A 17,104-nucleotide genomic window follows, 5' to 3' on the forward strand; every position below is an offset into this window, starting at 1 on the left:
TCGCTGAACTTCCCGGATACCTCCGGTTTTAAAAAGAGGGCCACCCGTAACAGGGTGGCTTTTTTTTTTGCGTCAAAAGTTGCTCCACAAAGTCGAGTCGTCGGTGAAGGCCGGCGGGCTTGCTGTCGTCCACCTTCGGACTGACAATCCAGAGTGACGGTGATGTAAACCGACAGGCTTGATCGCCTGGGGAGGTTTTCCACATGAGTCCTTCATCGACAACCATTCTGCAAGACCGCGCCGATGCCGGTCGGCGGCTGGTGGCGCCGTTGCTCAAGTACGCGCATCGCCCCGATGTCATCGTCCTCGCCTTGCCCCGTGGCGGTGTGCCGGTGGCGTACGAAGTGGCGACCGCGCTGGACGTTCGCCTCGACCTGATGCTGGTGCGCAAACTGGGCGTTCCGACCCATCAGGAGCTGGCGATGGGCGCGATTGCCAGCGGCGGTATTCAAATCCTCAATGAGTATACGCTGCGGGCACACCCGATTGATCAGGCCGCGTTCGATGCCGTGGTCGCACGGGAAACCCGCGAACTGCTGCGGCGTGAGCAGGTGTATCGCGGAACGCGCGCGCCGGTGCAGCTCAAGGATCAGGTGGTGATTCTGATTGACGATGGCCTGGCGACGGGCGCTTCGATGAGGGCGGCGATTCACGCGGTGCGCGCACAGGCGCCGGCGCGCATTGTCGTCGCGGTGCCGGTGGCGCCGGTTGAAACGGCGGAGGCGCTGCGCGGTGAGGTGGACGAGTTGGTGTGCCCGATCACTGCTGATTGGTTTATGTCGATCGGGCATTGGTACGTGGATTTTTCCCAGACTGCGGATGCCGAGGTCATCGGTTTGTTGACGCGGGCGTGGCAGCGGCAGGGGAGTGGGGCGGCGTAAACATTTGGGGTTTGAGAGATGGGTCATCCGTTGCAGGGTGGCCCATTTTTTTTGGCTGGAAGTTGCGTTGATCTTGAGGGCGCCATCGCCGGCAAGCCGGCTCCTACAATGTCCGCGTGCAAACCCGATCCTTGTAGGAGCCGGCTTGCCGGCGATGGCGGCCTGATGGTTTATACCGCTCGTCGCAGAACTCGCTAACCACCTATTGACACCCACCGGCATCTGCGTGAATATTCATCCATCGCATGCGACACAATCGAATGCGACACTAAATCAAACCTATCGCAACATCGAGGATTCACCCCATGAGCAAGATCGAAAAAGTCCTGGCCACCGGCAAAACCCACACCACCGCCAGCGCTGCCGGCAACACCTCCGGCGGCCACAACGGCAGCCTCGACATCACCCTGTCGACACCTGGCAGCGCCAAACCTGCTCATGTGTTTGCCGGCACCCAGCCGCACCCGGCTGCCGAGCAACTGTTCGCCGGTGCATGGTCGGCGTGCTACACCGCTGCCGTCGGTCTGGTGGCCAATGATTTGAACGTGGTACTGCCAGCGGACTTTTCGGTCGATATCGAAGTCGATCTGGGGCAAACCGGCCCGGCCTACTTCCTTCAGGCTCGTTTGACCCTACGCGTACCGGGTCTGCCACACGACATCGCCACCACGCTGGCGCACACCGCTGATCAGATCTGCCCATACTCGAAAGCAACACGCGGCAATATTGATGTGGCACTGAACGTCCTCACCGTTTAATTATTGTCAAAGCATCGCGTGCGATAAAAGCGCACGCGTAAAACAAATCCCTAATTGAGAGCATTCATCATGAGCAAGATCGAAAAAGTCCTGGCAACCGGCAAAACCCACACCACCCCTAGCGCAGCCGGCAACACGTCGCGCGGCCACAACGGCAACCTCGACATCGTGCTGTCCTCGCCCGGCAGCGCAAAACCGGCGCACCAGTTTTCGAACATTCTGCCGCACCCGACCGCCGAGCAATTGTTCTCCGGCGCCTGGTCGGCCTGCTATAGCGCCGCTGTCGGCCTGGTGGCCAAGGAGTTGAACGTGACACTGCCGGCCGACACGGCGGTAGACATCGAAGTTGATTTGGGCCAGACCGGCCAGGCGTACTTCATCCAGGGGCGATTGACCCTGCGCGTACCGGGCCTGTCGAACGAGGTCGCAACGAAACTGGCGCATGGCGCCCACGAGATCTGCCCGTACTCCAAAGCCACCCGCGGCAACATCGACGTGACGTTGAACGTCATCACCGAGTGATGCACCGCACGACCGGTTCGACTTCGCCAGGCGAGTCGAACCGGCCGCCGGCCCGGGCAACATCGATAAGCGTCAATTGGGCGCCAATGTGCTCTTCAGCCAATGTTCAAAACGTGTCGCGCCCACGATCGGATTCGCCCCTGGCGTCAGTGACTGATCGTTGATGGGCGCACCGAAGTAAGGAACCGTGTCATCCGGGACAACCTCGCGCGGGTCTTTGATGTGCTGCAGATACTGGCTCACGAATTCAACGATTGGCCTGCGATCCGGCCCGGCGACTTCCAGGGTCTGGTTGTCTGGCGCTTTCAAGGCGATATCGGTCAGCGCCGTGGCGACATCGAGCGAGGCAATCGGTTGCAGTGCGGCAGGGGTCAGGTGGATGGTGTTGCCGTCTTCGCGACCCGAGTAGGCAATGGCACCGATGAACTCGAAGAACTGCGTGGCGCGCAGGATCGTGTAAGGAATGCCCGAGTGTTTGATGAGTTTTTCCTGAGCCATTTTCGCCCGGAAGTAACCACTTTCGAGCATGCGCTCGGTGCCGACCACCGACAGTGCAACATGGTGTTTGACGCCGTCGATTTTCTCCGCCGCGAACAGGTTTTTCCCGGCCGTTTCGAAAAAGTGCAACGCCGCGTGATCCTCGAATGAGGGCGAGTTCGCCACGTCCACCACCACATCTGCGCCTTTCAAGGCTTCCTTCAGTCCTTCGCCACTGATGACGTTGACGCCGGTACTCGGCGACGCTGCCAGCGCTTCATGCCCCAGTGCCCGCAGGTTTTTGCACAGTTGACTGCCGATCAGTCCAGTCCCTCCGATGACGACGATTTTCATGACCAGCCTCCCGTTGCGGTGAATGGAACACTCATTAAACACCTGCATGACTCAGGCATCCGGCGCGTAACGGGGTTGCGCGACAGGTGGTCGGGCCGCCGGTGCACCCATGGCACAAACGGCGATTTTTTGCTTTAGTCCACCTATGGCTGGCCTTTGTGTGCAGCACCTCACTGCACCAGGGCGTCCTGCCGGAGAATCCCATGAACCTTCGTTTCCCGCGTTCCGCCGCCGTGCTTGTCGCGCTCACGCTCGGCGTGTTGCCGTGCGCCGATGCCATCGAATACAAACAGGTGAATGAGACCGCCAGCACGATCTCTTTCACCTACAAACAGTTCAGCTCACGGGTCTACGGCACGTTCGGCAAGTTCGAAGGCAAGCTGGATTTCGACACGACGAACCCCTCGGCAGCCCACGCCGTGCTCACGATCGAACTCGACAGCATCGATGCCGGAAGCAGTGACGCCAACGAAGAGCTGAAAAAGCCCGCGTGGTTCGACACGGCCACTTATCCGAAGGCGACATTTGAATCGACCGCTGTAAAAGTGTTGAGCAACAACCGTTACTTGATCACCGGCAATCTCACCCTCAAGAAAATAACGCGCACGGTGCAAGTGCCGGTCCTGCTGAAGTCCCAGAAAGCCATCGGCATATTCGATGGCCAGCTGACGCTCAAGCGCAGCGACTTCAAAATCGGTGAAGGCGAGTGGGCGGACACGGTGGTTTCCGACGATATCAACATCAGGTTCCGGATGGTTGCGCCGGAGCAATAGCTGTTTAGCCTCCTGCGCAATGTTCTGATTCACCGCGGCTTTACGTCGCTTGCTCTGCCATGGTTTTACTGTCATCGTTCGCGCTACTGGTAATCTTTCTTATTTGAGAAATTTTTGCGTATGCGCGATTTTTCCGTGGTTGATGACGACGTTGCCCGTCGTCAGCGGACCTTCACCGACCTCTATAGCGATCACCATTCCTGGTTGCATGGCTGGCTACGGAAAAAACTCGGCTGTTCGCAACGTGCGGCCGATCTGGCCCATGACGCGTTCATTCGCGTGCTCACCCTCGCCGAGCCTCACACCATCAAAGAGCCGCGGGCATTTCTGGCGACCATGGCGGGGCGCTTGTTGATCGATGGGGCCCGACGCCGGCGGATCGAGCAGGCGTACCTCGAGGCGCTGGCGATCCAGGCGCATGACGCCGGCATGCCCGACCCCGAAGCGATCCATGTGGCGCTTGAGGCGCTGGAAAAAATCGCTGTGATGCTCGCCGGATTGCCAGACAAGAACCGCGAGGCGTTCCTGCTCAGCCGGCTCGACGGCCTTACCTACAGCGAGATCGCGATTGAACTGAAAGTGTCCGCCAGCACGGTCAAGAACTACGTCGCCGGTGCGCTCGTCCATTGCTACAACACCTTGTACGGGGCGGAACAGCCGTCGTGACGAACATCCAACCACCCTCCGAGCAGATGATCCTTGAGGCGGCTTACTGGCTGACGTTGTTGCACGACGATTTGGCTACCGACGCCGAACGCGTGGCTTTCGATGTCTGGTGCGAAGCCGACCCGCGCCACGCGCTCGCCCTGGAGCGCATGCGGGCTTTGTGGGGCGGTTTTGACGAGCTGCCTGCCGCCCCCGCACGCGTTGCCCTCAAGCATGCCTTTGCCCGGCCGGGCCCGAGAGTGTCGGGCCGTGGCGCCCAGGCGATTGCGCTGCTGGGTGTGTTGGTCTGTGGCTGGATCGGCCTGGACAACATGCCGGTCTGGCTCGCCGATCAACGTACCGGCGTGGGCGAGCGGCGTGAGGTGGTGCTTTCGGACGGCAGCCATGTTCAGCTCAACAGTCATTCGGCGCTGGACGTGAAGTTCGACGGCCAGCAGCGCGTCATCGAGTTGTTGGAAGGGGAGATGTGGGTCGAGGTGGCCAAGGACGCCCGGCGTCCGTTTGTGGTGCGCACTGATCAGGGGACGGCGACGGCGCTGGGCACGCGCTATCTGGTGAAACGTGCAGCCGATGGTTCGACCATGGTCAGTGTGCTGGAGTCTGTTGTTGCCGCCAAAGCCAACGGCACCGAGGCGGTGAACGTTGCGGCGGGCGAGCAAACCACCCTCAGAGCGGGCCGGGCGCAAGCACCGCAACCTATCGGCAACGCCCACCCGGATGCCTGGACCCGGGGCCTGCTCAAAGTCGATGACCGCCCCTTGAGCGAAGTGCTTCAGGCCCTCGCCGGTTACCGACGGGGCCTGGTGCGCTACGACGAACAGGCGCTGCAAGGGCTGCGCGTCTCCGGCGTGTTCCGCCTCGACGACACCGATGCTGCACTCGCGACACTGGCGGACAACCTGCCGATCCAGGTCGAGCACTTCACCGATCTGCTGGTGGTGATCAAACCCCTCTAACCCCCCGACCCTGTAGGAGCCGGCTTGCCGGCGATCCAGGCGACACGGTCTGCCTGACCCACCGCCATCGCTGGCAAGCCAGCTCCTACAAGGTTGAGGAAGGCATCAATCCCATTTCACCCCAACCTGTAGGAGCCGGCTTGCTGGCGATCCAGACGACGCGGTCTGCCTGACCCACCGCCATCGCTGGCAAGCCAGCTCCTACAAGGTTGAGGAAGGCATCAATACCGTTTCACCCCAACCTGTAGGAGTCGGCTTGCTGGCGATCCAGGCGACACGGTCTGTCTGACCCACCGCCATCGCTGGCAAGCCAGCTCCTACAAGGTTGAGGAAGGCATCAATACCGTTTCACCCCAACCTGTAGGAGCCGGCTTGCCGGCGATCCAGGCGACACGGTCTGTCTGACCCACCGCCATCGCGAGCAGGCTCGCTCCTACAGGGTTTCGGGGTTTCAAAAAATATTAATGCAAATCGCTCGCATTCATTGTCTGTTTTTCCGACATGGCCGTCATGGTTAGTAACGCCTTCCATTTCGCAGGATTTCTCATGTCTCGCTTTGCTCGTCCGTTGCACCCACTGGCGCTTTCAGTGGCGATGGCTTTTGTCGCGGCGCCGCTGCTGGCTGCCGAATCGCCGGTCGCGGGTTCACACACCAGTGCTGTCCGCAGTTTTTCGATCCCGGCCGGGGATTTGAGTCAGGCGCTGAACAGCCTGGCCGAGCAGGCGGATCTGGTGTTGGCCTTCGACCCGGCCTTGACGCGCGGTAAACGCAGCAATGGCCTGAGCGGACCATTCAGCACCGGCGACGCACTTGCCCAATTGCTCCAGGGCAGCGGCCTCAACGCCATCGCGCTATCGGCCACGCGCTATCGCATCGAACCTGCACCCGAGGCGGTCGAAGGTTCTCTGGAGTTGCAGGCCACTAACATCAACGGCGCGTATGCGAGCGAAAGTCCGACCGGCCCGGTGGCGGGTTATGTCGCGACGCGCGCGCTGTCGGCGACCAAGACCGATACGGCGCTGAACGAAACACCGCAGTCGATTTCCGTGGTCACCAAGGACCAGATGCGGGCCCAGGGCGCGGAGAATCTCAACCAGATCTTGCGTTACACCGCCGGCGTGATTCCCGAAACCCGTGGCTCTACCGCCTCGCGACTGGATCAGATGACCATCCGTGGTTTTTCCCCGGCCGTGTATCTGGACGGCTTGCGCATGCCGGGCAGTCGCGATGCCTCGCCGCAAAAAGACTCGTTTGATCTCGAGCGCGTGGACGTTTTGCGCGGGCCGTCGTCGGTTCTGTACGGGCAGGCCAGCCCCAGCGGTGTGGTGAACATGGTCAGCAAGCGGCCGCTGGATACGCCGTTCCATGAAATCGGCGTCGAGTACGGCACCTTCGACAAGAAACGCACGACCTTCGATTTGAGCGGTCCGCTCGACGACCAGGGCGTTTACTCCTATCGCCTGGCCGGTCTGTACGACGAGGCCGATGGTCAACTGGAACACACCGAAACCCAGCGTCAGTCCATTTCGTCGGCGTTCACCTGGCGCCCGAGCGATGACACGTCGCTGACGCTGCTGGGGCATTTCCAGAAAGACCCGAAGGCGGCTTCGTACGGTTCGACACCGGCGTGGGGCTCGGTGTTGCACAGCCCGACCGGGCGTGACATCGATGTTGATTTCTATGACGGCGACAAGGATTTCGAGAAGAGTGACCGCGAGTATTTCTCCATCGGTTATTTGTTCGAACATCACCTCAACGACGTCTGGACCTTGCGTCAGAACGCGCGTTACCTGCGCAGCGAGGGCGTTTATCGCAGCCTCTACAACAGCAACCTGCGCGCCGATTACCGCACCTCCAACCGGTCGACCATTGCCACAGACGTCGACCTGGATGCCTACACCCTGGATAACCAGGTGCAAGCCAGATTCGACACCGGACCGGTGCAACACACGGTGCTGTTGGGTGGCGATTATCAGAACACCAGCACGGATACCAAGTCCGGTTTCGGCACGGGGCCGACGCTGGATATCTTTGACCCGGTCTACGGTGTTCCGGTCGTCACACCGGCGTTCACCACCGACGCGACGCAGCGTAACCAGCAGAAGGGCTTGTACCTGCAAGACCAGATCAAATGGGACAAGTGGGTGTTGCTGATGGGTGGTCGCTACGACTGGGCGACCAACAACAACAGCTCGATGAACTTGCGCAACAACGTCAAGACCAAAACCTCTCTGGACAGCGAGGCGTTCACCGGTCGCGTGGGGCTGGTTTATCTGTTCGATAACGGCCTGTCGCCGTACATCAGCTACGCCGAATCCTTCGAACCGCAGTCGGGCACCGGCTATGGTGGTTCGGTGTTCAAACCGACCGAGGGCCAGCAATACGAAGTGGGGATCAAGTACCAGCCACCGGGCAGCAACAGCTTTATCACCGCGTCGGTCTTCGACCTGCGCCAAAGCAACGTGCCGACGCTTGATCCGGATCCGACGCACCTGTGCGGCACCGGGCGTTGCCAGGAACAGAGCGGTGAAGTGCGCTCCCGTGGTTTCGAACTCGAAGGCAAGGCCAGCCTGAATGACAACCTGGACATCACCGCCGCGTACGCTTATCTGGACAACCGCATCACCAAGTCCAACAGCACCGTGAGCTACGCGCCGCTGACCGACATCGCCGTCGGCCCGGCAGTGCCGGCGAAAGGCACCACCAACTATGGCGTGCCGCGTCATACGGCCTCGGTCTGGGCGGATTACACCTTCCACGACGGCGTTGCCAAAGGCTTCGGTGTCGGCGGCGGGGCGCGTTACGTCGGTTCCTCCTGGGGCGACACTGCCAACACACTGAAGGTGCCGGGTTACACGCTGCTGGATGCGGCAGTGCACTACGACATCCCGCACATCAACAGCCTCAAGGACAACCTGCGCCTGGCGGTGAACGCCAGCAACCTGGCCAACAAAGAGTACGTGGCGTCGTGCTATTCCTATTCGTGGTGCTGGTATGGCGCACAGCGCACCGTTCAGGCGAGCGCGACGTATCAGTGGTAACACCCGCTGAGCTGACACACCACGTCGCCTGAATCGCCAGCAAGCCGGCTCCTACACACCACCGAACCTGTAGGAGCCGGCTTGCCAACGATGGCGGTGTATCGGATTCACCGCGCAAGCCCCATCGCCAGCAAGCCGGCTCCTACAAGGATCTGTATTCACCTGACACACCACCGAACCTGTAGGAGCTGGCTTGCCAGCGATGGCGGCGTATCTGATACACCGCGCAAGCCCCATCGCCAGCAAGCTGGCTCCTACAAGGATCAGTATTCACCTGACACACCACCGAACCTGTAGGAGCTGGCTTGCCAGCGATGGCGGTGTATCTGATACACCGCGCAAGCCCCATCGCCAGCAAGCCGGCTCCTACAAGGATCTGTATGCACCTGACACACCACCGAACCTGTAGGAGCCGGCTTGCTGGCGATACAGGCGACGCGGTGTGGCTGACCAGACGTCAAAGCGTGGCCGTTTTAATGCACGGCAATTGGCGCTGTAACGGTCTTCCCGAGCGCTGAGCGAACGGTGATGGTCGGGCTCGGTGTCGGGCCGTTGCCGGTGGTGGTAACGGACAGTCTCCAGCGTGCACCCGTACCGTTCGGCGTGAGCGTCGCGGTTCCCAGATTGAGCTGGCCGCCCGTGGTCGACGCACTGACGGTGATGCTGTTGCCCGCCGCCCGCGAGGTCGTCCCGGTCACGTCCCAGGTATAGCGATTGTTGCTGCGCACGTTGACGGAAGCGCGGGTGACCAACAACGTTTCATTCACCGCCGCCGCAGCGCTGACCGCCACGGACACCGTTGCCGGTTTGTCCGAGACGGCGCCAAGGTTGTCACTGGCTTCGTAGGTAAACACCGCAGTGAACGGCGCCGCAACAATGGCCGGTGGCATATAGAACACTCGAATGCCGTCGGTGCTCACGGAGCCCTGGCCCGAATCCGGCTGGGTCAGGCCGACAACCTTGAGCGGCAGGTTACCGTCCGGGTCGGTGTCGTTGGCGAGCACGCTGATGGTCACTGGCAGGCCGTTACTACTCGTGGCGCTGTCATTGTTGGCCACGGGTTTTTTGTTCGGGCCTTCATTATCATCGCCGTCAACGCCAGTGCGGAAAGTCGGCAGTGCCACGGAGTTGACGAAGGTGACGCCGTCCCAACCCGGTATCGGCGTTGGCATCAACTGGAACTGCCCCGGATGCTCGGAATCCCAGCGCAGCAGCATCGACGTGTCCTCGTGCTGAGTGTTGTGGCAGTGCTCCATGTAGGTGCCGGCGAACTCGCGGAAGTGAAGCGCCACGTCGACATCCACTGAACTGTCGACGCCTTCGCCAATACGAAAGACGTCCTTGCGTGCCCATTTTTCCCATTCCGGCGGTGCCTTGCCGTCGCGACTGAGAATGACGCCTTCTTCGAAATGCACATGCACCGGGTGGTTCCAGCCATTGCCGCCGTTCTTGATTTTCCACACTTCAAGGGTGCCGTCGCCGGAGAACCCGGCGTCCGTGGGGCCGCTGGCCAGTTGCGGTGCGGCACTGATGCGGCGAGGGTCCATGGGAAAGCCGGGGCCACCATCGGTTTTGATCGTCCATGGTGCTTCATCGGTGCCATCGGAGCGACCGAAAATGAACTCCCGATGCCGCGCCACGTTGAGCCTGGCCTGGTCGTTCGGGTTGTCGCGATCGATGGGCAACGGGATCATCGTCTTGCCGCCAGGCACAAAGGCTGCCGGGTCCATGGCCACGTCCTGACCACTGTAGGGCTGAACCAACAGTTGCAGGAATTTGCCAACCAGCGGGTCGCCCCTGTCCCATTTCGGGCCATTGCTGGTTTGCTTGATGACGGCCTTGTACTTCTCGGACAGCACGTCAGCCAGGGGGGCGGGTTCTTCCGGGCCCTTGCCGTCTTCGTGCACCAGCAGGTTGACGAAGTACAGTTTGTCGCCGACCTTGATCCCGTTTTTCGAGAAGTTGACGATGATGTCGAAACGTTCGGCGATGCCCATGGTTGGCAGGATCGCATTGTTATTGGTCTTATCGCCGTCACCATCCAGGTCCATGCTGCCGTCGAACGGCACGGCGTGTTCCATGATATTTCCGTCGTTGGCAATCAGGTGGAGCGGCACCCGATTATAGGAAACCCCAGAGCCGGCAGGCCCCGGAAATTCACCGCCATTGCCGCTGATTTCCCGTACCAGCGCCAGCTTGAAATAGCGCGACACCGAGCCGTTGAGAATGCGGAAACGGTAGCTGCGCGCGCGGACTTTCAGGCTCGGCTGGTACTGCCAGTTGACCAGCATCTGATCCCCGAGAAAGCCGTCGGTGTTGAACGGGTTGAACCACAACTGGCCGTTCTCGTCCCAGGCCTTATCGGAGATCAGCAGGTTCACGTCGTAGTCGCGGTTGCCCCAAGGCATTGCTGAACCGCTGGGAAAACGCAGGTTGACGCCGTCCTCGATCGCTTCGTTGCCGCGATCCACAGCGCTGTAGTAATTCATCATTGCCGCATTGCCCTTGTAGACATTCTGCGCGGTGAAATCGAGCATGTGGTCGTGGAACCAGTGGGTGCTCATGGTCTCTCGCCAGTCGCCACGGATTTTTATGCTGCCGTTTTCGCAGGTCTTGAGGCCCGGACTGACATCATTGACGAAGAGTTTTTCGCCCGGTGAGCAGGGGAAGGCTGCACGCGGATCCTGCGCCTTGGTGTTGATCGTGTCGTAGCCGGCCAGTTGCAGCGGCCAGCGATAATCGTAGAACTGCCCCGGAAAGAAAAATGCATTGGTAAAGCCATCGCTTTCAGCCGGCGAGTGCCCATTGTGTTCGTGGGTACTGATGGTGTGCAGGCCAAAACCGGCGTTGGCTGCGGGGTCGATTGGCAGGGCGTTGTAATGGCGCATCAGCAACGCTTGACCGTAACGGACCATCAGCAATTTGGCCGGCACGGTGCCGTCGAATGTCCACAGCGAGTTGTGATTCTGCACCGGCATTCTTGAATGAAAACGCACGTCGATACCGCGAGTGGTGCCCGCTGTCGCCGGGATGTCCGAGGTTTGGTAGTAGAGCCCGCCGGGGGCGAATTCGCCCTTGTTGTAGTGGTGCAATTGTTGGGCGTCACGCAGGCCTTGGTTGGTTCTGGCACCGGCTTGAACTGTCTTGAACTGAACCTGCGGGAAGAACTCGTTCCAGCGTTGATGCGACCAGCCTTTTCCCGGTGGCCGACCCTCCGCCGGCGAGCCTACCGGATGCCGGTTGAGGAAGGCTTCGATCTGCGCTTTCCACGGATTGCGGTCCAGTACATTGGAAAACTGCGAAGGAAACGGGGACAACCCCGGCTGGCGCAGGAAGGCTTCGAGCGCTGCACTCGACGGGCCGCTGCGGGCGACGTTGTTCGGATCCTGCTGGGGCGCCGGGCCGAGGGTTGGCACGGGGAATGTTATCGTCTGTGGCGGGGTAGTCGGGTCGAGTGTTTCCGAGCCGAACTCTTCGAACAGCAGCAGTTGTTGAGTGAATGGTTCGGCTCCGAACAAGGGGCTGGGCTTGCCGTTGGTGGGGTAGTTGAACGATGTCTGTGCGGCGGGTGGCAGTACGTTGTCGGCACGCGGCGTGTTTCGGTCGCCGAACACGCCGTTGGGCAAGGCCAGGGCACCTTGATTGGCCGGGGGCAGGTTTTTCAGTGCTTCCAGGGCTGCCTTAGGGTCGGCAGGCGGGTTATGGAAGGCTGACGGATCGGTCGGAGGCGGTGGCCCGAAATCATCGAGCGGAGCGGCATTCACCGCAGACAGGCTGGAAGTCATCAGCATCACCAGAGTAATGCCCGGCGTCCGGAAAAAGCCGGGCGACTTGTTCACAGGAGCTGAGCTTTTCATGGTGGTTCTCTGGGGGCGTGTCGTGGTGTCGGCACATGCGCAAAAATCGACGCAAAAGCTGAGCCACTAACGAGATTGTCAGATAAATCATCGCGTTAGGTTCAGTGATATGCGTGGGAAGTGTTAACGAGAGTTAACAGTTGGGGGATATTCCTCAGTCTTGGGGAGGGTGTTATTCCCCATTGCCCCGCCCGGTGAGGAGGTGTTGCCGCTGGCCTCATCGTCGGCAAGCCGGCTCCTACAGTTGATTTCCATAGTCACTCGGCATGACTGTCAACTGACACGCCACCCCGGTCTCGTCGGCGCGTTATGATAGGCGCGTCCGCCGCCAGAGTCAGAGCAGAGCCTCAATGCCCCAGATCACCCATTTCAAAACCCCGTGCCCCGAGCACCTCACCAGCCAGATTCTGCAGATGGTGGTCGATAACCTGACCGACATCAGCATGGTCGCCATCCCGCCGAGCAACCTGTTGTACAACGTTTACCAGTACGCGATCGGCTATGAGGTTCACCTCTATCTGGAGGCGCTGAACGGGGCGAAAGGGGTGGCGGTGGAGTTGCTGATCGCGACCGATGTGGACGATCCGGAACAGGTCATCGGCTTCTTGCTGTACCTGCCGATCAAGGACGATCCCGAGGCGTGCGGCGTCGCATACATGGCGGTGCAGGCCGGCCATCGGCGTCAGGGCGTGGCGCGGCGGATGCTGCGGGAAATGGTCGGCCGCTACCCGCATGCCGAGCTGACCTGCGCGGTGGCCAAGGTGCCGTGGTTTGAATCGATGGGCTTTCAGGTGCTGGGCACGCGCGGTACGCAGGTGTTGATGAACACCCGCGATCATCGCTCTGACGGGTTGATGGGGTTGCTCGACGTGGCGTCGATCTACAGCTCGCTGGAGGTGCGGCAGATTCATACGTACCTGCTGCAAAAGCACGGCAAGCGGGCGATGCTTGATGCGGAAAAACAGCGTGACCGGCATCTGGATCAATTGACGCACAAGGCCAATGAATTTGTCCGCGAGCGGTTGGGCGAGTCGCCGCGCTGACTGCGCCCCACCAGACAACTCAAGCAATTGTGGGAGCGGGCTTGCTCCGGGCGGCGTTCCGACGAAGGCGGTGCATCAGGCAAAGATGAAGTTGACTGATACTCCCTCTTCGTCGGAACGCCGCCCGGAGCAAGCCCGCTCCCACAGTTGTTTTGCGTCCACTCAGGCAAATCGGTCAGCGTTTAAGAAAGCTTCACGTTCATGGTGATCCGCGCCGTGAACACCTTCTTCCCCTCGACGTCGTGAATATCCACCGGCACGAGCTTGTCGCCTTCCGTGGTCCAGTCCACGGAACCCCCATCGGCCACCGCCGTCACGTCGGTTTTTGCCTTCGCCAGGTACTCCACCGTCATGCCTTTTGGAATCCAGCGTGCGCCTTCGGGAATCGACACGTCGGTCATCATTCCCGCCGCCAATTCAGCCGCATTGCACATCGCGATCGCGTGCACGGTGCCCAAGTGGTTGGTGATTTCCTTGGCGAACGGCACCTGCACCGTCGCGCAGCCTTTGCGTAACTCCGTGACCAGCGGGTTGATGGTGCTGAAGTAGGGCGCAACCTGACAGGCCATTTTGCTGAATGCTTGCGGGCCCACGCTGTTGAACATGCTGAGAAACTGACTCATTTGAAACCTCGCTGAGGGGTTTAAAACAGAATGGTGTTCCGTTACAGAATAATGTTCTGTAACGGAACAGTATTCTGTCGGCGGGAAATCTGTCAACCTGTCGCCACGTGTCCGATGGCAGTCATCTGCCTTCACCATCGATTTTTTGGGACTGTGTTGAGCATGGAAACGTCAGATTTACTCGAGCGCTGCTACCCCGGAAGACGCGCCGAACTCAAGCGCGATATTTTTCGAAAGGCCCTCGCCCTGTTCAACGAGCAGGGGATCGAGGCCACGACCATTGAAATGATCCGCGCCGAATGCGACACCAGCGTGGGTGCGATTTATCACCACTTCGGGAACAAGGAAGGGTTGGTGGCCGCGCTGTTTTTCACCGCCCTGGATGATCAGGCCAGGCTGCGCGACAGCTATTTGAGCGAGGCGAAAACCACGCAAGAGGGTGTGTATGCGCTGGTGCACAGTTACGTGGATTGGGTCGACAGCCAACCCGAATGGGCGCGGTTCCAGTACCACGCGCGATTTGCTGTCACCAAGGGGCCTTTGAAGGACGAACTGGCTACCCGTAACAAGATGCGCAACAAGCAATTGCTGGAATGGCTGTCGGATTCGGCCAGAGGCGATGAGTTGAAAGATTTTCCGGCCGAATTGATGCTGTCGCTGATTATTGGTCAAGCAGACAACTATTGCAGGACGTGGTTGTCGGGCCGGGTGAAGGGCAGTCCGAAGGTGTACAGGGACGAGCTTGCACAGGCGGCGTGGCGGTCGATTTCCGGCGGTTGACCTGCCAAAAGCCTGGCCTGATTGCGCAATGCTGTTCGGAGGGCATGCGCTAACGGGAGGTTTTGAATGGGGGCATATCCGTTGCTGCGGTAACGGCGGCTATTGGTTTCGCCCTTACGGCGAGTCACTTGGAAGAGCCCCAAGTAACCAAGGGCTCTTGCCCCTTTCGTTCGGTGGCTCGCTAATGCTCGCCATGCCCTCGCTCCGGTCCTGCTCCGTGGGCCCGCCGCGATCGGCCATCCCTGGCCGTGCGCGGCTAACCCGGCATCCATGCCGGGTTGCCCACTACGCAGAACCTGCGCTCGGCCTCTCGAGGGGGCGCTCAGATCAAAAGCGGAAGGCGAGCTAACGCTCGGCCTGATGAGTGGTGAGAAGCGAAAGCGTACGCGATTCCCTGTAGGAGCCGGCTTGCCGGCGAAAAACGTCTAGGCGACGCGTTCATTCAGACAGCCCGCGTTATCGTTGACGTCCATCGCCAGCAAGCTGGCTCCTACAATTTTGAATCGTGTGAACCCAATCCCTTGTAGGAGCCGGCTTGCTGGCGATAGCGGTGGGTCAGTCGCGCATTTATCGCCTGAAAGGACGCCATCGCCAGCAAGCCGGCTCCTACAGGGGGAATGTGCAAACATCCAAAATTAGCGGGGCCAGCACAGTGTAGGAGTGCACGCAGGATTGAAGAGCCAGGTCGGCTTTCAGGCCGCCTCGGCGGCTGTGGCGGTAGTCGCCCCCTCGAGAGGCCGAGTGGAGGTTCTGCGTAGTGGGCAACCCGGCATGGATGCCGGGTTAGCCGCCCCCGGCCATGGATGGCCGATGGCGGCGGGCCCACGGAGCAGGACCGGAGCGAGGGCATGGCGAGCATTAGCGAGCCACCGAACGAAAGGGGCAAAAGCGCTTGGTTACTTGGCGCTTTTCCAAGTGACTCGCCGTAAGGGCGAAACCAATAGCCGCCATCACCGCAGCAACGGATATGCCCCCCCACCCAATCCAAAAAAATCACAATTGAACAGCATGACTACGGTCAGATACCGGGTTTTTTCTGGGTCTGTCATCCGTGCAAAAAAAAGAGCCTCAAGGCTCTTTGATGGGGAAAAAGTAGAGCCCTTGAGGCTCAAGATGCACGTGAAACAGGCGGTGAGCTTGGTAGGGGTTCAGATCACTCACCACCTACGCAACCGCTCGAGTTGAGCAAACAAACGGCTGCGTAGAATCATCGTAGGAAGATGGAGTTTGGCACTCAAGTACCGCTAGTCGCGTCCCGGCCAGCCCGCACGACGCAAGGCGTTGAGCAGTGTTTCGGCGTCCAGTCCCGGCACCGTATGGCCATTGCCCTCGGCGGTGTCGCAGGCCAGCAGGGCGTTGATGATTGCTTCTTCCACGGCTTCGGTAGCGGCAAGGAACAACTCGCTGATGTGGTCGTTGTTGACCATGCTCAGATTGTCGGTTGTCGGCGCTTTCTTGCTCTCATAAGCAGCCGGTGGCACATCGTTGCCGGTCGCAAAGGCAATGAAGATATCGCCGCTGTGGTCTTCGTTACCGCCACCGGTCCGCGCCAGACCGAGGCTGGCGCGCTGGGCGAGGCGGGTGCATTGATGTGGCAGCAACGGTGCATCGGTGGCCAGGCACACCACAATCGAACCCATGCCCGGATGCGGCAGCGATGCCTTGAGGAATGGTGAGTCAGCCTTTTCCATATAGCGCCCGACCGGGTAACCGTCGACGCGTAATTCGTTGCGGATGCCGTGGTTGGCCTGGACAATGGCGCCCACTGTCCAGCCACCCTGGACTGCATTCAAACGTCGCGAAGCGGTGCCGATGCCACCTTTGAATTCGTGACAGATCATGCCGCTGCCGCCACCCACCGCACCTTCTTTCACCGGCCCGCTTGTCGCCGTGCGCAGGGCTTGGGCCACGTGCTCGGGTTTGACGTGGAAACCGTTGATGTCGTTGAGCAAGCCGTCGAAGGTTTCCAGCACCACCGGCATGTTCCAGTAAAGTCGCCCGTCATCCGGTTGCTGTTCGCGGTCCAGCACAATCAACGCATCGCGCACCACGCCCAGGCTGTGGGTGTTGGTGAAGGCGATCGGACTGGTGAGCAGACCCGCTTCGCGGATCCATTCCAGACCCGTGGCATCGCCGTTGCCGTTGAGCACATGGACGCCGGCAAAACACGGTTGCTGGCTGGTGGAACCGGCACGGGGCTCAATCACGGTGACGCCGGTCAGGATGTCGCGACCGTTGGCGGTGCGACCTCGCACATCACTGTGGCCGACCCGCACGCCGGGCACATCGGTGATGGCATTGAGCGGGCCGGGTTGCAGTTGGCCGAACTGGAGGTTCAGGTCGCGGGCACGTGGTTTCATTGTTTCTCTCAT

Annotated in this window: 13 protein-coding genes; 9 read left to right on the forward strand and 4 right to left on the reverse strand. The window is 60.4% G+C overall.

The features are described 5' to 3' along the window. Positions 1-203 precede the first annotated feature (203 nt). From IB246_RS25980 to IB246_RS25990, 3 genes are all read left to right on the forward strand, one after another. Positions 204-881 carry a phosphoribosyltransferase gene (locus IB246_RS25980; RefSeq protein WP_008040596.1) on the forward strand — a complete coding sequence of 226 codons (678 nt, stop codon included), beginning with the start codon at positions 204-206 and terminating at the stop codon, positions 879-881. Positions 882-1,186: 305 nt separating this feature from the next. Beyond that, entirely contained in the window at positions 1,187-1,639 is a 453-nt protein-coding gene (locus IB246_RS25985; protein ID WP_008030850.1) for an Ohr family peroxiredoxin, read from the forward strand. Positions 1,640-1,708: 69 nt separating this feature from the next. Next, positions 1,709-2,161, forward strand: a complete 453-nt coding sequence (locus tag IB246_RS25990) for an Ohr family peroxiredoxin (protein ID WP_008040597.1) — start codon at positions 1,709-1,711, stop codon at positions 2,159-2,161. A gap of 72 nt (positions 2,162-2,233) precedes the next feature. On the opposite strand, the gene IB246_RS25995 is transcribed toward IB246_RS25990, so the two are convergent. Further along, on the reverse strand, positions 2,234-2,992 hold the full coding sequence (locus tag IB246_RS25995; RefSeq protein ID WP_008040598.1) for an SDR family oxidoreductase: 759 nt from the start codon (positions 2,990-2,992) through the stop codon (positions 2,234-2,236). Positions 2,993-3,195: 203 nt separating this feature from the next. Here IB246_RS25995 and IB246_RS26000 point away from each other — a divergent pair, with 203 nt between their 5' ends. From IB246_RS26000 to IB246_RS26015, 4 genes are all read left to right on the forward strand, one after another. Continuing rightward, positions 3,196-3,765 (forward strand): YceI family protein, encoded by a 570-nt coding sequence (locus IB246_RS26000; protein ID WP_008040599.1) that lies wholly within the window; start codon positions 3,196-3,198, stop codon positions 3,763-3,765. Positions 3,766-3,885: 120 nt separating this feature from the next. After that, positions 3,886-4,431: a sigma-70 family RNA polymerase sigma factor gene (locus tag IB246_RS26005; protein ID WP_008040601.1), complete on the forward strand. Its 546-nt coding sequence runs from the start codon at positions 3,886-3,888 to the stop codon at positions 4,429-4,431. Between the two features lie 26 nt (positions 4,432-4,457). Then, a complete protein-coding gene (locus IB246_RS26010; RefSeq protein ID WP_032832550.1) occupies positions 4,458-5,387 on the forward strand; it encodes a FecR family protein in 930 nt (309 codons plus the stop codon). Positions 5,388-5,933: 546 nt separating this feature from the next. Further along, entirely contained in the window at positions 5,934-8,429 is a 2,496-nt protein-coding gene (locus IB246_RS26015; RefSeq protein WP_008030862.1) for a TonB-dependent siderophore receptor, read from the forward strand. Positions 8,430-8,902: 473 nt separating this feature from the next. On the opposite strand, the gene IB246_RS26020 is transcribed toward IB246_RS26015, so the two are convergent. Beyond that, positions 8,903-12,286 (reverse strand): Ig-like domain-containing protein, encoded by a 3,384-nt coding sequence (locus tag IB246_RS26020; protein WP_008043863.1) that lies wholly within the window; start codon positions 12,284-12,286, stop codon positions 8,903-8,905. A 350-nt stretch (positions 12,287-12,636) separates the two neighbouring features. On the opposite strand from IB246_RS26020, the gene IB246_RS26025 reads away from it, so the two are divergent. Beyond that, entirely contained in the window at positions 12,637-13,329 is a 693-nt protein-coding gene (locus tag IB246_RS26025) for a GNAT family N-acetyltransferase (RefSeq protein ID WP_008043864.1), read from the forward strand. A gap of 182 nt (positions 13,330-13,511) precedes the next feature. On the opposite strand, the gene IB246_RS26030 is transcribed toward IB246_RS26025, so the two are convergent. Beyond that, entirely contained in the window at positions 13,512-13,952 is a 441-nt protein-coding gene (locus IB246_RS26030) for a hotdog fold domain-containing protein (protein WP_008034574.1), read from the reverse strand. A 162-nt stretch (positions 13,953-14,114) separates the two neighbouring features. Between IB246_RS26030 and IB246_RS26035 the strand changes: the two genes are divergently transcribed. Continuing rightward, positions 14,115-14,732 (forward strand): TetR/AcrR family transcriptional regulator, encoded by a 618-nt coding sequence (locus IB246_RS26035; protein WP_008043866.1) that lies wholly within the window; start codon positions 14,115-14,117, stop codon positions 14,730-14,732. Between the two features lie 1,244 nt (positions 14,733-15,976). On the opposite strand, the gene IB246_RS26040 is transcribed toward IB246_RS26035, so the two are convergent. Continuing rightward, the gene (locus IB246_RS26040; protein WP_008043392.1) at positions 15,977-17,092 is read right to left on the reverse strand and encodes a P1 family peptidase; all 1,116 of its coding nucleotides are present in this window, start codon (positions 17,090-17,092) and stop codon (positions 15,977-15,979) included. Positions 17,093-17,104 lie beyond the last annotated feature (12 nt).

It is taken from the genome of Pseudomonas sp. PDM01, from assembly GCF_014852325.1.
Taxonomy (GTDB): Bacteria; Pseudomonadota; Gammaproteobacteria; order Pseudomonadales; family Pseudomonadaceae; genus Aquipseudomonas; species Aquipseudomonas migulae.

Bases quoted from the DNA above. Each gene is read 5' to 3' on its own strand.
- IB246_RS26005 (WP_008040601.1), top strand. From the start codon at position 3,886: ATGCGCGATTTTTCCGTGGTTGATGACGACGTTGCCCGTCGTCAGCGG.
- IB246_RS26010 (WP_032832550.1), top strand. From the start codon at position 4,458: ATGATCCTTGAGGCGGCTTACTGGCTGACGTTGTTGCACGACGATTTG.
- IB246_RS26020 (WP_008043863.1), bottom strand. From the start codon at position 12,286: ATGAAAAGCTCAGCTCCTGTGAACAAGTCGCCCGGCTTTTTCCGGACG.
- IB246_RS26025 (WP_008043864.1), top strand. From the start codon at position 12,637: ATGCCCCAGATCACCCATTTCAAAACCCCGTGCCCCGAGCACCTCACC.
- IB246_RS26035 (WP_008043866.1), top strand. From the start codon at position 14,115: ATGGAAACGTCAGATTTACTCGAGCGCTGCTACCCCGGAAGACGCGCC.
- IB246_RS26040 (WP_008043392.1), bottom strand. From the start codon at position 17,092: ATGAAACCACGTGCCCGCGACCTGAACCTCCAGTTCGGCCAACTGCAA.
- IB246_RS26015 (WP_008030862.1), top strand. From the start codon at position 5,934: ATGTCTCGCTTTGCTCGTCCGTTGCACCCACTGGCGCTTTCAGTGGCG.
- IB246_RS25980 (WP_008040596.1), top strand. From the start codon at position 204: ATGAGTCCTTCATCGACAACCATTCTGCAAGACCGCGCCGATGCCGGT.
- IB246_RS25990 (WP_008040597.1), top strand. From the start codon at position 1,709: ATGAGCAAGATCGAAAAAGTCCTGGCAACCGGCAAAACCCACACCACC.
- IB246_RS26030 (WP_008034574.1), bottom strand. From the start codon at position 13,952: ATGAGTCAGTTTCTCAGCATGTTCAACAGCGTGGGCCCGCAAGCATTC.
- IB246_RS26000 (WP_008040599.1), top strand. From the start codon at position 3,196: ATGAACCTTCGTTTCCCGCGTTCCGCCGCCGTGCTTGTCGCGCTCACG.
- IB246_RS25985 (WP_008030850.1), top strand. From the start codon at position 1,187: ATGAGCAAGATCGAAAAAGTCCTGGCCACCGGCAAAACCCACACCACC.
- IB246_RS25995 (WP_008040598.1), bottom strand. From the start codon at position 2,992: ATGAAAATCGTCGTCATCGGAGGGACTGGACTGATCGGCAGTCAACTG.